This window comes from Limimaricola pyoseonensis (genome assembly GCF_900102015.1).
Taxonomy (GTDB): Bacteria; Pseudomonadota; Alphaproteobacteria; order Rhodobacterales; family Rhodobacteraceae; genus Limimaricola; species Limimaricola pyoseonensis.
Map to the genome: position 1 here is coordinate 49273 of NZ_FNAT01000005.1, position 13806 is coordinate 63078.

10 protein-coding genes and 1 tRNA gene are annotated in these 13806 nt (G+C 70.9%); 2 read left to right on the forward strand and 9 right to left on the reverse strand.

Annotated features, from left to right (window positions below):
• Positions 1 to 76: 76 nt before the first annotated feature.
• Positions 77 to 166: transfer RNA gene (locus tag BLT43_RS12025), tRNA-Ser, on the reverse strand.
• 116 nt (positions 167 to 282) lie between these two features.
• Between BLT43_RS12025 and BLT43_RS12030 the strand changes: the two genes are divergently transcribed.
• The gene (locus BLT43_RS12030; RefSeq protein WP_242652290.1) at positions 283 to 1437 is read left to right on the forward strand and encodes an AI-2E family transporter; all 1155 of its coding nucleotides are present in this window, start codon (positions 283 to 285) and stop codon (positions 1435 to 1437) included.
• Here BLT43_RS12030 and BLT43_RS19455 read toward each other — a convergent pair.
• The 8 genes from BLT43_RS19455 to BLT43_RS12070 form a co-directional block, all read right to left on the reverse strand.
• Positions 1434 to 4052 (reverse strand): DUF3772 domain-containing protein, encoded by a 2619-nt coding sequence (locus BLT43_RS19455; RefSeq protein WP_090113196.1) that lies wholly within the window; start codon positions 4050 to 4052, stop codon positions 1434 to 1436. The two genes, BLT43_RS12030 and BLT43_RS19455, sit on opposite strands and share 4 nt — an antisense overlap.
• Positions 4049 to 5083 (reverse strand): cysteine synthase A, encoded by a 1035-nt coding sequence (locus BLT43_RS12040; RefSeq protein ID WP_090113197.1) that lies wholly within the window; start codon positions 5081 to 5083, stop codon positions 4049 to 4051. Before BLT43_RS12040 ends, BLT43_RS19455 begins: the two co-directional genes overlap by 4 nt.
• A gap of 52 nt (positions 5084 to 5135) precedes the next feature.
• A complete protein-coding gene (locus tag BLT43_RS12045; protein ID WP_090113199.1) occupies positions 5136 to 6278 on the reverse strand; it encodes an NUDIX domain-containing protein in 1143 nt (380 codons plus the stop codon).
• Positions 6275 to 6715 (reverse strand): TrgA family protein, encoded by a 441-nt coding sequence (locus tag BLT43_RS12050; RefSeq protein WP_090113201.1) that lies wholly within the window; start codon positions 6713 to 6715, stop codon positions 6275 to 6277. Before BLT43_RS12050 ends, BLT43_RS12045 begins: the two co-directional genes overlap by 4 nt.
• Positions 6716 to 6731: 16 nt before the next feature.
• Positions 6732 to 7940, reverse strand: a complete 1209-nt coding sequence (locus BLT43_RS12055; RefSeq protein ID WP_090113203.1) for an SAM-dependent methyltransferase — start codon at positions 7938 to 7940, stop codon at positions 6732 to 6734.
• Between the two features lie 76 nt (positions 7941 to 8016).
• On the reverse strand, positions 8017 to 9438 hold the full coding sequence (locus BLT43_RS12060; RefSeq protein WP_090113205.1) for a cryptochrome/photolyase family protein: 1422 nt from the start codon (positions 9436 to 9438) through the stop codon (positions 8017 to 8019).
• 319 nt (positions 9439 to 9757) lie between these two features.
• Complete coding sequence (locus BLT43_RS12065) at positions 9758 to 11473, reverse strand: BCCT family transporter (protein WP_090113485.1); 1716 nt, start codon at positions 11471 to 11473, stop codon at positions 9758 to 9760.
• A 140-nt stretch (positions 11474 to 11613) separates the two neighbouring features.
• On the reverse strand, positions 11614 to 12603 hold the full coding sequence (locus BLT43_RS12070; RefSeq protein ID WP_090113207.1) for an MDR family oxidoreductase: 990 nt from the start codon (positions 12601 to 12603) through the stop codon (positions 11614 to 11616).
• A 157-nt stretch (positions 12604 to 12760) separates the two neighbouring features.
• Here BLT43_RS12070 and BLT43_RS12075 point away from each other — a divergent pair, with 157 nt between their 5' ends.
• A complete protein-coding gene (locus tag BLT43_RS12075) occupies positions 12761 to 13804 on the forward strand; it encodes an ABC transporter substrate-binding protein (protein WP_090113209.1) in 1044 nt (347 codons plus the stop codon).
• Positions 13805 to 13806 lie beyond the last annotated feature (2 nt).

Below are 13806 nucleotides of genomic sequence, written 5' to 3' on the forward strand. Positions count from 1 at the left end.
CAAAAACACCTGTAAGAAGGCTCAGATATTTTCCAAACCACTTCAGATGCTTGCTAGGTTTTTTCTGCATAAAATGTGGCGGAGCGAGAGGGATTCGAACCCTCGAGACGGTTTCCCGCCTACACACTTTCCAGGCGTGCGCCTTCGACCACTCGGCCACCGCTCCGTTGCGCGCTGACTAGCGAGAGCGGCGGGGCAATGCAAGGGGGCCATGGGCAGATTGCGACCCCCGGCGCGCTCGCGCATAGTGTGCGGCATGAAGAGCCAGCCCGACCCGACCCGATGACCCCCCCGCCCCGTCCCTCGGCCCTGCCCGCCGCCCGCTCCGGCGCGCCCGGCGACCCGAACCGCGTGCAAGCGGTGGCGCTGATCATCATCGCCTTCGCGGTGGTGCTGTTCCTGCTGGTGCAGGCGCGCTTCCTGCTGATCTCGCTGGCCACGGCCATCGTGATCTTCTCGCTGATGAGCGACGCCATCTCCTTCATCGCCCGCGCCCGGATCGGGCCGGTCGGCATCCCGAACTGGCTCGCCTCGATCACCGCCTTCGTGGCGCTGGCGGCGATCCTGCTGACGCTGACCTCGGTGGTGCTGAACCAGATCAACACCGTGCTGGTCACGACGCTGAGCTATGCCGACCGCGCGCCCGAGGCGATCGCGGCGCTGTTCTCGTGGCTGGGCGAAAGCACGGAGGCCGCGGTGCTCAACTCGCTCAGGACGGTCGAGCTGGGCGGCTACCTGCGCGCCTTCGCGGGCCAGGCCGGCAACCTCATGCAGGGCACGGTGCTGGTGATCCTCTTCGTGGGCTTCCTCTTCGCCGAACGGGTCTGGTTCGCCACCAAGCTCGTCAACTTCACCGGCGACCCGGTCAAGGCCGACCGGGTCGGACGGATCATCGGCTCGATCATCCGCCGGGTGAACCGCTACCTGCTGGTCAAAACCATCGTTTCGCTGATGACCGGGGTGATGGTCTGGGCGCTGGCCGGTCTGTTCGGGCTCGAGCTCGCCGTGGCGCTCGGCATCCTGACCTTCATCCTGAACTACATCCCCAACATCGGCTCGATCGTGGCGACGCTGCTGGTGGCGCTGGTGGCCTATGTGCAACTCGGCGACGCCCGGATCACGGCGGCGATCTTCGCGATCACCGGCATCATCCAGTTCGTCAACGGCAACGTGCTCGACCCGATGATGATGGGCCGCGCGCTCAGGCTGTCGAGCTTCGGCATCATCATCTCGCTCGCCTTCTGGGGCGCGGTCTGGGGCATCCCGGGGATGTTCCTGTCGGTTCCGATCACCGTGGCCGCGATGATCGTCTGCTCCGAGATCCCGGCGCTGCGGCCGGTCGCGATCCTTCTGTCGCGCGAGGGGCTGCCCGAGCCCGAGATCTCGGCGCCGACCGCGGCGGCGATCGGCCGGGTGCACCGGGCGGTGCGGCGCTAGCCCTCGCCGTCGCCCTCGCCGCCCGCCGCCCGCCATGCCCCGGCGTTCTTGAGCCACAGGTCGCGCTGCGGATAGGGCACCTTGATCCCCGCCGCGCGGAAGCGCTGCGCGATCTCGTGGTTCATCTCGGACTGCACCACCACGACGAAGTTGATGTCGCGCAGGATCGCCCGGATCTCGAACTCGTAGCCCTCCGGGCCGAAGCTGCGGAACAGCACCGCCGGCTCGGGATTGGCGAGCACCAGCGGATGGCTCTCGGCGATGTCCTGCAGGATGTCGTGCACCTGGCCGAGATCGCTGGTGAAATCCACGCGTACCGGCACGATCACCCGCCCGACCGAGTTGCCGCGGGTCCAGTTGGTGACCTGGTTCGAGACCAGGTCGGCATTGGGCACGATCACGTCGGTGCGGTCGAAGGTCTCGATCCGGGTCGAGCGCACCGAGATGTCGCGCACGTAGCCCGACTGGCCACCGACCTCGATCCAGTCGCCCTCCGAGATCGGCCGCTCGATCAGCAGGATGATGCCCGAGACGAAGTTCGACACGATGTTCTGCAGGCCGAAACCGATGCCGACCGAGAGCGCACCGGCGACGATGGCGAGGTTCGACAGGTCGAGCCCGGCCGAGGTGATGGCGAGGATCGCCGCGGTGGTGATGCCGATATAGCCGAAGCCCACCGCGATGGCGTTCTGGCCGCCGAGATCGAGCCGCGTGCGCGGCAGCACGACCGAGCGCAGCGCCCGCTGGATCATCCGCGTCAGCGCGTAGCCCACGGTGAAGACGAGGAACAGCCACAGCAGGTCGGTCGGCTGCAGCCGCGTCTCGCCGAAGGAATAGCCCTCGCGGAAGCGGGTCCAGATCTCGGCCAGGTCCTCGGGCCGGGCGCCCCAGATCAGCGCCCCGAGCGGCAGCGCCGCGAGGATCAGCACCAGCCCCAGGAGCACCGGCACCAGCGCCGCGCGGGCCCGGTCCTCGGAGCCGGTGGCGAAGGTCCAGATGTCGAAGGCGAGGCGCTGCAGGATCACCAGCACGCCGATCAGGAACATGGTCTGCACCGCCGGGATCAGGAGCGCGTCCGACAGCGCCGCGTAGCCCAGCACCGACAGGAGCGGCGCGATCACGGCCACGACCATCGCCACCTTGCCCAGCACCGACAAAAGGCCCTGGCGCAGGCTGGTGCTGTCGCGGCGCGGCAGCTCGGCGGCGAGCGGCGCGTCGGCCGCGGGCGCGGCCGTGCCGTCGCGGGTGACGCCCGCGAGCGTGCGGCCGAGCAGGAAGAGCGGCGCCGCCACCACCACCTGCATCGGCAGCGACAGTGCGGCCAGCGCGGTGGCCGGTGCGTCGCCCGACGAGATCAGCGCCGCGAGCATCTGCATCGCGGCGAGCGACCAGCCCAGCACCATCAGCTCGGCCCGGGCGCGGGTCTGCCGCGCCGGCGCGATGCCGGCGATCGGCTGCGCCGCCTCCGGCCCGAAGAACTGCCCCGCCATCCAGCGCGCCAGCAGCACCGACAGGCCCGCCAGCGGCAATGTCTGCAACAGCGCCGAGACCCGGCGCCCGTCGAGCCCGGTCAGGTCGAGCCCGCGCGCCACCAGCACCAGCCCGGCGAAGGGCAGAAGGAACTGGCCCAGAGAGACGCCGAAGGCCATCGCCCGCGCGCCGAGCCGGTCGGCCTCGAGCACGCGCCGGCGCAGCTGCCGGGCCCAGAAGCCGGCGCGCATCATCAGCCCGCCGGCGAGCCCCAGGAACAGCACCTCGGCCAGCCGGGCGCGCAGCACGTCCTGCCGGGCGGCCGCGCTCCAGCCGGCCCAGAGATCGGCCCGCAGCGCGGCGAGGCGGTCGAACAGCACGCCCGCCGCCTCGGGCCAATGCGCGGGGTTGAGCGGGGTCGGCCCGCGATTGCCGAGCGCGCGGCCGCGTCGTTCGCGGATCAGCCGGTCGATCTCGCGGATCAGGCCGTCGGCATGGGCATAGGCCTCGTCGGCCAGCCGCACCGGCGCGCGCAGCCGGGTCAGCTGCGCGCTCAGCGCGGCGCGACGCTCGGCGATCGAGGCGTCCTCCTCACCGTCCTCGGGCGGCGGGCCGAGGGCCGCGATCTGCGCCTCGACGGTGGAGATGCGCGCGGCGTTGGCGCCGCGGGCGCGCTGGAACCTGTCGCGCCAGATCACCAGCTCCTCGCGCAGCCTCTGCATCGCGAAATCGGAGCCGCTGCCGCGCTCCGACAGCGCCTCGCTGCGCGCGGCGGTGCGCTCCCAGCGGGCCCAGTCCAGGCCCTCCTGCTCCAGCGCCTGCGACAGCGGTGCCGTGCCGGGCAGATCGCCCGGCCGGTAGGGGCCATAGGCCTCGGCCGGGGTAAGCCGCGGCGCGGGTTCCGGCTCGGGTTCAGCCTCAGGCTCGGGCGCGGCGTCCTCGGCGGGCTGGGCCTCGGCCTCGCCCTCCGCCCCCTGCTCCGCCGCCGGCTCGGTCTCCTGCTCGGCCGGGGCGTCGAACAGCCCGCCCGGCGCGGGGGCGATGCCCTGCGCCGCGGCCAGGCCGGCCCAGCCCAAAAGCACGAGCCAGAGCGCGAGGCGCCCGGCGCGCGAGACGGCGCGGCCCGCCCGGGCCCGCCCCGTCATGCGTCCTCGAAGACGCCCGGGATCGAGGAGGGCCCGCGGTCGAGCCAGCCCGGCACCGGCAGCCCCTTGGTCTTCAGGAAGTCCGGGTTGAACAGCTTCGACTGGTAGCGATTGCCGTAGTCGCACAGGATCGTCACGATGGTGTGGCCCGGCCCCAGCTCGCGCGCCAGGCGGATCGCGCCGGCGATGTTGATGCCCGACGATCCGCCGAGGCACAGCCCCTCCTGCTTCAGGAGGTCGAACACGATCGGCAGCGCCTCGCTGTCGGGGATCTTGTAGCTGAAATCGGGGGTGAAGCCCTCGAGATTGGCGGTGATCCGCCCCTGCCCGATGCCCTCGGTGATCGAATCGCCCTCGGATTTCAGCTCGCCCGTGGTGTAGAAGATGTGCAGCGCCGCGCCCTCGGGGTCGGCGAGGCCGATCTTCACGCCCTTGGGCTGCAGCGCCTCGGCGACGCCGGCGAGCGTACCGCCCGAACCCACCGCGCAGATGAAGCCGTCCACCTTGCCGCCGGTCTGCTCCCAGATCTCGGGGCCGGTGCTCTCGACATGCGCCTGCCGGTTCGCGACGTTGTCGAACTGGTTGGCCCAGATCACGCCCTCGGGCGTGGTCTTGGCCAGCTCCTCGGCCAGCCGGCCGGAGTAGCGCACGTAGTTGTTGGGGTTGCGGTAGGGCGCGGCGGGCACCTGCACCAGCTCGGCCCCGGCGAGCCGCAGCATGTCCTTCTTTTCCTGGCTCTGGGTCTCGGGGATCACGATCACCGTCTTGAAGCCCATCGAGGCGCCGACCAGCGCCAGGCCGATGCCGGTGTTGCCGGCGGTGCCCTCGACGATGGTGCCGCCGGGCTTGAGCTGGCCCTTGGCGATGGCGTCGCGGATGATCCACAGCGCGGCGCGGTCCTTGACCGACTGGCCGGGGTTCAGGAACTCCGCCTTGCCCAGGATCTCGCAGCCAGTCGCCTCGGAGGCGGCGCGCAGCCGGATCAGGGGGGTGTTGCCGACGGCGGCGGCGAGATCGGATTTGATGTCCATGGGGCGGCCTTTCCTCGTGTCGTCCAAGCCATAGGCAGCGCGGGCCCGGAACTCAAGCGACCGGGATCTCGGCCTCGGCGCGCAGCCGCGCACGGTTGGCGTGCAGCCAGTAGAGCATCGCGATCAGCGGCAGCGCGTCGATCTCGCCCGCGCCGATCATCTCGAGCGCGAGATCGAGCGCGACCACGTGCAGCCGCAGGTCCTCGTGCTCGGCCTCGAGCCCGCCGGCCCAGGGGCCCTGCTGCGGCAGCTCCGCGACGGCGAGGAAGCAGTGGAAGAAGTCGGTGCTCGAGCCCGGCGAGGGATAGCCCGAAAAGATCGGCTCGAGCCGCGACAGCACCAGCCCGGCCTCCTCCCGGCCCTCGCGCCTTCCGGCCTCGATCGGGGTCTCGCCGGCATCGACGATGCCGGCCACCGGCTCCAGGATCCAGGGGTTGCGCGAGCCGCGCCGCGCCGGTCCGGCGCGGAACTGCTCGACCAGGAGCACCCGGTCGCGCGCCGGGTCGTAGGCCAGCACCAGCGCAGCATCGATGCCCACCAGCACCTCGCGCCGCAGATCCGCGTTCTCGCCGCCGTCGAAGCGGTGATGCGACATCCGCATCTGCGCCAGCCGGAAGAACCCGCCCGACAGCGCCGCCGCCGGCTCGAGCCGCCACTGCCCCGGCAGCGGGTCGTGGCGCAGCCGGGCCGGGGCCGGCGTGCTGGCCGCGCGCAGCCGCGCGGCGGCGCGGCTGCGCATCATCGGCATCTGCCGCGCCGTGTCGTCCGGCCCCGGCACCGGGTCGAGCGACAGGATCTCCTCGGCCACCAGCGCCGCCATCGCGCCGTCGCGCCGCGCCCACTCCTCGACGTCCCATGCCCCTTCGGCCCGGCCGCGCGCCCGCCAGCTCAGCGCCGCGCGCCCCGCCTGCGCCCCGCTTTCGACCACGACCTCGCAGGGCTCGAGCCCGAGCGCCGTGCCATAGGCGCCGATCCGGGCCGCAAGGTCCGGCTCCGGGTCGGGCAGCAGCAGGCCCTCCACCGCCTCCCCCGGCGCGGCCACGAGCAGCGGCGGCGCGCCCTCGTCGCCCGACGCCGCGCATCGCAGCCCGTGCCCCGACAGCCACGCCGCGCGGGCGTCATCGGGCATCGCGCCGAAGGCCGCGCGCAGCGGCGGATGGGCGAGCGGGCCGTAGAGGAAGACCGGACGGCTCACGAGGCGCGCCGCGAGACCAGCTCGACCATCGTGCCGATCAGCGCGCCGCCCAGGATCAGCAGCATCGCCATCGACGGCGTGGCGAGCTTGACGGCGTTGAGCACCGTGAACTCGATCAGCGTCTCGACCGCCTCCATCGGGTCGCGCAGGTTCAGCCGCATCGACAGCCGCAGCACATGCAGCAGGCCATGCAGCACCAGCACCAGAGCCAGCCCCAGTATCGTCGCCGTCAGGCCGTTGCTCGCCCCCATCCGCAGCCCGCCCCCGACCCGGCGGCCGACGAAGAACCAGCCGATCAGCAGGCCGATCCCGGCGTTGATCTCGGGGATGCGCCCCGCGGGCAGCTCCCCGTGCAGCAGCCGCAGGCCGACCAGCGAGGCGAGATAGGCCAGCGCGGCGAAGAGCAGCGCGGCGCTGAGCTTGGAGGCGGTGGGCATCGAGGTCTCTCCCAGGTCAGGCGGGGCGCGTCACGGTGAACTGCGCGACGTCGCAATTGCCCCCCCGGAACGTCCCGGCGCAGGCGCAAAGATAGAAGTTCCACATGCGGCGGAACCGGTCGTCGAAGCCGAGACGGGTTACCTCGTCCCAGCGCGCGTTGAAGGTCTCGTGCCACTGGCGCAGCGTGCGCGAATAGCTTTCGCCGAAGGTGACGGAGCCGGCGAAACGCAGCCCGGCCGTCTCCGTCAGCGCGCGCAGCACCGAGGGGCTGGGCAGCATCCCGCCCGGAAAGATGTATTTCTGAATGAAATCCACCCCCTTGCGATACTGCGCGAAGCGATGGTCTGGCAAGGTGATGATCTGCAATGTCGCGTTGCGGCCGGGGGCGAGGCAGTCGCGCACCCGGTCGAAGAAGACCGGCCAGTAGCGTTCGCCCACCGCCTCGAACATCTCGATCGAGGCGATGCCGTCGTAGCGGCCGCGCTCGTCGCGGTAGTCCTGCAGCTTCAATGTCACCCGCTCCGAAAGCCCGGCCTTCGCGATGCGGCGCTGCGCGTAGTCGAACTGCTCGCGGCTGATGGTCAGCCCGGTGACGCGCAGCCCGCGCTCGCGCGCCGCGTATTCGGCAAAGCCCCCCCAGCCGCAGCCGATCTCGAGCACGTGGTCGTCCGGCCGCACCGCCATCGCGTCGATCAGGCTTTCGTACTTGCGGCGCTGCGCCGCCTCGAGGCTCTGCTGGCCGCCGTCGAACAGCGCCGAGGAATAGGTCATCGTCTCGTCGAGCCAGAGCCGGTAGAACTCGTTGCCCAGATCGTAGTGGTAGCTGATGTTGCGGCGGGCCTGGCGCCGGGTGTTGGAATGCAGCCAGAAACGCAGCTTCTCGTAGGCGCGCACCAGCCCCTGCCCGGGAAAGCCGTCGAAGAGCTGGTCGGCGTCGTCATGGATCAGGTCCATGAAGGCCATCAGGTCGGGCGTCGACCACCAGCCTTCCATGTAGGCCTCCGAAAAGCCCAGATCGCCCTCGCGGATCAGCCGGGCGAAGGCGTCGGGGTGGTGGACCTCGACGGCCGCGACATAGCCCGGCGCGGCCCCCTCGCCGCGAAACACGCGGCCGTCCGGCAGGGTGATGTCGAGCCGGCCGCGCGGGATCGACCGCACGGCGTCGAAGACCTGCGGAAAATAGCGCGGCAGATCACTCTGGCCCTCGGTGCCGGTGAGGATCATGGTTGTGCCTCCCACTCGCTGCCGTTGACCAGCTTACTCGACGTTATGGCATTGTCACGGCTTCAGGCGCGCAAGTTCAAGGCCGGCCACGCAATTCGCCATAGGCGGCGAGCGCGCGCTCGCGCCCCTCGGCGGCGGTGACGACGGGCTCGGGGTAGGCCGCGTCCGGGTCCAGCCCCCAGCTTTGCGGCACGGCGCGGAAGTAGTCGCGCGCGGTCTCGGGCGGGTCCGCCTGCCCTTCGGCGATCCAGGCTGTCCGGTAGGCGCCCTCGGGGTCGAACTTCGAAAGCTGGGTCTCGGGGTTGAAGACCCTGAAATAGGGCGTGGCATCGGGGCCGGAGCCCGCGATCCACTGCCAGCCCAGCGCGTTGCTGGCCGGATCCCAGTCGATCAGGCAATCGGCGAACCAGTCCTGCCCGATCTTCCAATGCGTCAGCAGGTGCTTGGTGAGGTAGGAGCCGACGATCATCCGCGCGCGGTTGTGCATCCGCCCCGTCACGTACATCTCGCGCATGGCGGCATCGACGAATTGCATGCCGGTGCGGCCGCGCTTCCAGGCGGTGGCGGCGTCGCTTTCGCCGTCCTCGGACCAGGAAAACCCGTCCCATTCGGCGCGCCAGTTGCGGCTGGCGAGGCGCGGCGTGTGGTGCAGCAGGTGGTAGGCGAACTCGCGCCAGACCAGCTCCTTGAGGAAGTCGCCCGCCCCGTCCTTGCCGTCATCGCGCGCCGCCAGTCCGGCGGCGTAGCAGGCGCGCGGCGAGATCTCGCCATAGGTCAGGTTCTCCGACAGCCCGGAGGTGCCGTCGATGTCGGGCCGGTCGCGGGCGACGGCATAATCCTCGATCCGCTCGGCCACGAAGCGGTCGAGCCGCGCCCGCGCCGCCCGCTCGCCGACGGTGACGTGCCTGGCGACGATCTCGGCGCCACGCCGCATGTCGCGCGCCATCTGCCAGTCCGCGAGACGGGCGCTCTCGGGCCAGCTCTCGGGCGCGGGCAGCTTGGCCGGCGCGGGCAGCGGCGCGCCCGGATCGCGGCCGCGCACCGCCTTCCAGTAGGGCGTGTAGACCTTGTAGAAGCCGCCCGTCTGGGTCTCGACGCTCTCCGGCTCGAACAGCAGGTGGCCCTCGAAGTCGCGCGTCTCGATGCCCTCGGCGTCGAGCCCGGCCATCACCTCCTCGTCGCGCGCCCGCGCATCGGGGTCGTAGGCCCGGCTCCACCACACCGCCCGCGCACCGGTCTGCTGCGCAAGCTCGCGCAGCGCGCCCAGCGCCCGGCCGCGGCGCAGCACCAGCTTCGAGCCGATCGCGTCGAGATCCTTCGCGAAGCTCTCGACCGACAGCCCGAGCCGGAAGCGCGGCGCGGCGCCCTGCCCCTCGACCACCTCGTCATGCAGGAAGACCGGGATCAGCGGCGCGCCGGTCTCGACCGCCTCCGCCAACATCGGGTGGTCGCAGAGCCGCAGGTCGCGGCGGAACCAGAGCAGGATCGGTGCGGTCATCGGGGCCTTTCCTCGTGCAACGCGCCCCGAGAGCTAGCGCCGCGCCCGGCGGATCAAGTCGGCCGCGACGTCGACTGTGCGAGGCAGCAGCTGCCGGACGAGGCCTTGGACAAGCGCGGCCAGCGAGAGGCGCGTCAGGCTCTGGCCTCAAGCGGAGAGAAGGCCGAAGCCGCCGGCGGACAGGGTCGGCGAGAGCATCATGGCGCGCATCCCGGCGCGTCATGAAAACGAGAAAGGCCGGTCTCCCGGCCTTTCGCCGCAATGCGGCACGGTCCTGCAAGGTGGTGGCGGCCCGCCGCGCGGCGGGCCGCCCTGCCGGTCAGGGCACCGGGTTCTTGCGCTCGTTGCGCAGCGCCATGAAGATCGCCACGCACATCACCAGGAGCACCATGGCGAAGGGGAAGCCGGTGGCCACCGCCATCGCCTGCAGCGCCGCGAGACCGCCGCCCAGCAGAAGCGCGATCGCGACGAGGCCCTCGAAGATGCACCAGAACACCCGCTGCGGCAGCGGACCGTCGGTCTTGCCGCCGGCGGTAATGGTGTCGATCACCAGCGAGCCCGAGTCAGACGAGGTGACGAAGAACACGATCACCAGCACGATGCCGATCAGCGAGGTGATGGTCGCCAGCGGCAGCTGGCTCAGCATCTCGAACAGCTGCACCGGCAGCGCCGCCTCGGCCGCGCCGCGGAAGCCGTCCTGCACCACCTGGGTGATCGCGGTGCCGCCGAACACGCTCATCCACAGCACGCAGACCAGCGAGGGCACGAGGAGCACGGCGATCATGAACTCGCGCACCGTGCGGCCGCGCGAGACGCGGGCGATGAACATGCCGACGAAGGGCGACCAGCTGATCCACCAGGCCCAGTAGAAGGCGGTCCAGCCCTGGCTGAAGTTCGCGTCCTCGCGGCCGAAGGGCTGGCTCAGCGCCGGGAAGTTGACGATGTAGGCCCAGAGCGACCCGAAGAAGGTCGAGATGATGGTGCCGGTCGGGCCAACGAAGAGCACGAAGAGCAGCAGCATGAAGGCGAGGAACATGTTGATCTCGGAGGCGCGCTTCACGCCGCCGTCGAGACCGGCCATGACCGAAACCAGCGCGATCGCGGTGATGGCGAGGATCAGCACGATCTTGATGCCCGCGCCGGTGCGGCCGACCTCGTTGCCCTCGGGGTCGAGCAGCGGGTTGTTGTAGCTGAAGCCGAACACCTGCCGCGTCTGCTCGGCGGTGTCGCCCACCCCGAACAGGTAGTCCATGCCCGCGACCGCCTGCTCGGCGCCGAAGCCCAGCGAGGTGGCGAGGCCGAACAGCGTCGCGAAGACCGCGAGCACGTCGATCACGTGGCCGCTCCAGCCCCAGACGCGCTCGCCCAGCAGCGGGTAGAAGGCCGAGCGGATCGAGAGCGGCAGGCCCTGGTTGTAGGAGAACAGCGCCAGCGCCAGCGCCACCACCGCGTACATCGCCCAAGGGTGCAGGCCCCAGTGGTAGATGGTGGCGGCCATGCCCAGCATCCGCGCCTGCTCGGGGTCGCCCGGCGCGCCGGCCAGCGGCGCCCAGCTTTCCGGCGTGCCGGCCTGCTCGGCCACGGAGGTCGAGAAATGCGACAGCGGCTCGGAGACGCCGTAGAACATCAGGCCGATGCCCATGCCGGCGGCGAACAGCATCGCGAACCAGCCGGCATAGCCGAAATCGGGGGTGGCGCTCTCGCCGCCGAGCCGCACCGAGCCGAGCGGCGTGACGATCAGCAGCAGCCCGAACAGCACGAAGATGTTGCCGCCGAGGATGAAGAACCAGCTGAAGTTCGCGGTCAGCCAGTCGCGCACGCTCTCGAACAGCGCGGTGGCCTGGTCGGGCACCATCAGCGTGCCGATCACGAAGGCCACGATGCCCAGCCCGGCGATCAGGAAGACCGGGTTGTGGATGTCGAGCCCGAAGGGCCCGATCTGCGTCTGGATGTTGTCCTGTCCGACCTCGTAGTCGGTCTCGTCTATGAGACGCGTGGCGTCTGCCGCGTCTGGATCGGTGTCCGGCGTCGTCATCGTCACCCCCATGCTAGCTGTTTCACGACGACCTAGCCCCCGGGGGGGAAGGTCAAGAAAACGTGCCCTTCGCATAGTCTTGCACGGAACGCGACCCGACTGGCCGGATCGCGCCCCCTGCGGGATGACGCGCCGCGCCGTCAGCCGTTGACGTCGACCACCACCCGGCCGCGGACCTGGCCCTTGAGGATCTCGGCCCCGAGACCCGGCAGGTCGTCGAGGCGCGCGGGCCGGATCATCGCGCGCAGCTTGTCCATCGGCAGCTCCGCCGCGATCCGGTCCCAGGCCCGGGCCCGCGCGTCATAGGGCTCGGTCACGCTGTCGATGCCCAGCAGGTTGACCCCGCGCAGCAGGAACGGCGTGACCTTGGCCGGCAGCTCGGTGCCGCCGGCGAGGCCCACCGCCGCGACCGAGCCGCGCGCCTTCACTTGCCCCAGGAGCCGCGCCAGCATCGGCCCGCCCACCGCGTCGATGCAGCCGGCCCAGACCTCGCTCTCGAGCGGCTTCTTCACCGTCTCGGCCAGGTCGGCGCGCGGCACGATGCGGCTCGCGCCGAGATCGCGCAGGTAGTCCTCGGTCTCGGGCCGGCCGGTGACGGCGGCGACCTCGTAGCCGTTCGAGGCCAGAAGCGCGGTCGCGACCGAGCCGACGCCGCCGGACGCGCCGGTGACCAGCACCGGCCCCTGCCCCGGCTCGAGCCCGTGCGCCTCGAGCGCCATCAGCGCCAGCATCGCGGTCAGACCGGCGGTGCCCACCGCCATCGCGTCGCGGGTCGACAGCGCGTCTGGCAGCGGCACCAGCCAGTCGGCCTTGACCCGCGCCTTCTGCGCGTAGCCGCCCCAATGCGTCTCGCCCACGCGCCAGCCGGTCAGCACCACCTTGTCGCCCGGCGAGTAGCGCGGATCGTCCGAGGCCTCGACCGTGCCGGCGAAATCCACCCCCGGCACGTGCGGGTATTGGCGCACGAGCCCGCCGCCGGGGCCGATGCAGAGTCCGTCCTTGTAGTTCAGCGTCGAGTACTCGACCGCGACCGTGACGTCGCCCTCCGGCAGGCGGGCCTCGTCGACCTCCTGCACCTCGGCGCGGGTCGCGCCGTCCTCGTCCTTCTCCACCACGAGCGCCTTGAACATGGGCGTCCTCCTTAGGGCCTTGGCTGCGTCGCGGGCAGTGAGGCACGTCTGGTTGCGGGATGCAATCGGCGGCGCGCGACGGGCCTTGATGCGGCGCGGGGCCGCTTCTACGGTCGCCTTGCCGCGCGCCCGTCGCGCCACCACAGGGAGACCATCGATGATCCATCTCCGCCTTCTCGGCGCCGCCTCTCTCGCCGCCCTCGCCAGCGCCGCCGCGGCGCAGGATTCCGAGCTGACCGTGCTCGACTATCCCGGCTTCGAGGTGCCCGGGTTCCACCCCGCCTATGTGGAGAAGCACGGCACCGGCCCGACCTTCTCCTTCTTCGGCGACGAGGAGGAGGCGTTCCAGAAGCTGCGCTCGGGCTTCCAGGCCGACGTCACCCACATCTGCGCGGGCTCGGTCACCAAATGGGCCGAGAGCGGGCTGATCGAGCCTTGGGACACCACACGGATCGACGCTTGGGCCGACCTGAACCAGGACCTCACCGGCACCGACATCGGCGCGGCCACCGAGGAGGTCTTCTTCATGCCGACCGACTTCGGCTCGACCGCGATCGCCTACAACCCCGAGGAGGTCACCGAGGACGACGTCGCGTCGCTGCAGGTCTTCAAGGATCCGAAGTTCGCCGGCCGCATGGCGCTGCCGGACAACGTCGACGACGCCTTCGCGCTGGCCTATCTCGCGACCGGCACCACCGACTGGACCGAGGCCACGGACGAGCAGTTCGAGGCGGCGGCGGCCTGGCTGCGCGAGGTGCACCCGAACCTGCGCACCTACTGGGTCGACCCGGCCGAGCTGAGCCAGCTGATGGCCACCGGCGAGGTGCTGGTGAGCTGGGCCTGGAACGAGACCTACCCGACCATGGTCGAGGAAGGCCGCCCGATCGGCTTCGAGCGCGAGACCGAGGAAGGCTCCTCGCTGTGGCTGTGCGGCTACGTCAACATGAAGGACGCGCCGGGCTCGGAGGACAAGGCCTACGACTACGTCAACGCGATCCTCGGGCCGCAGGCGGCGATGCCGCTGCTCGAGGCCGGCTTCGGCACCGCCAACGCCGCGGCGCTGGGCGAGATCGACGAGGAGACGCTCAGGGCCTCGGGGCTCGAGAAGATCGATGTGCCGGTGCTGGCCCAGCTGCCGATCTCCAACGACCTGCGCGAACGCCACGCCGAGACCTTCGAGATGATCAAGGCCGGCTTCTGAGC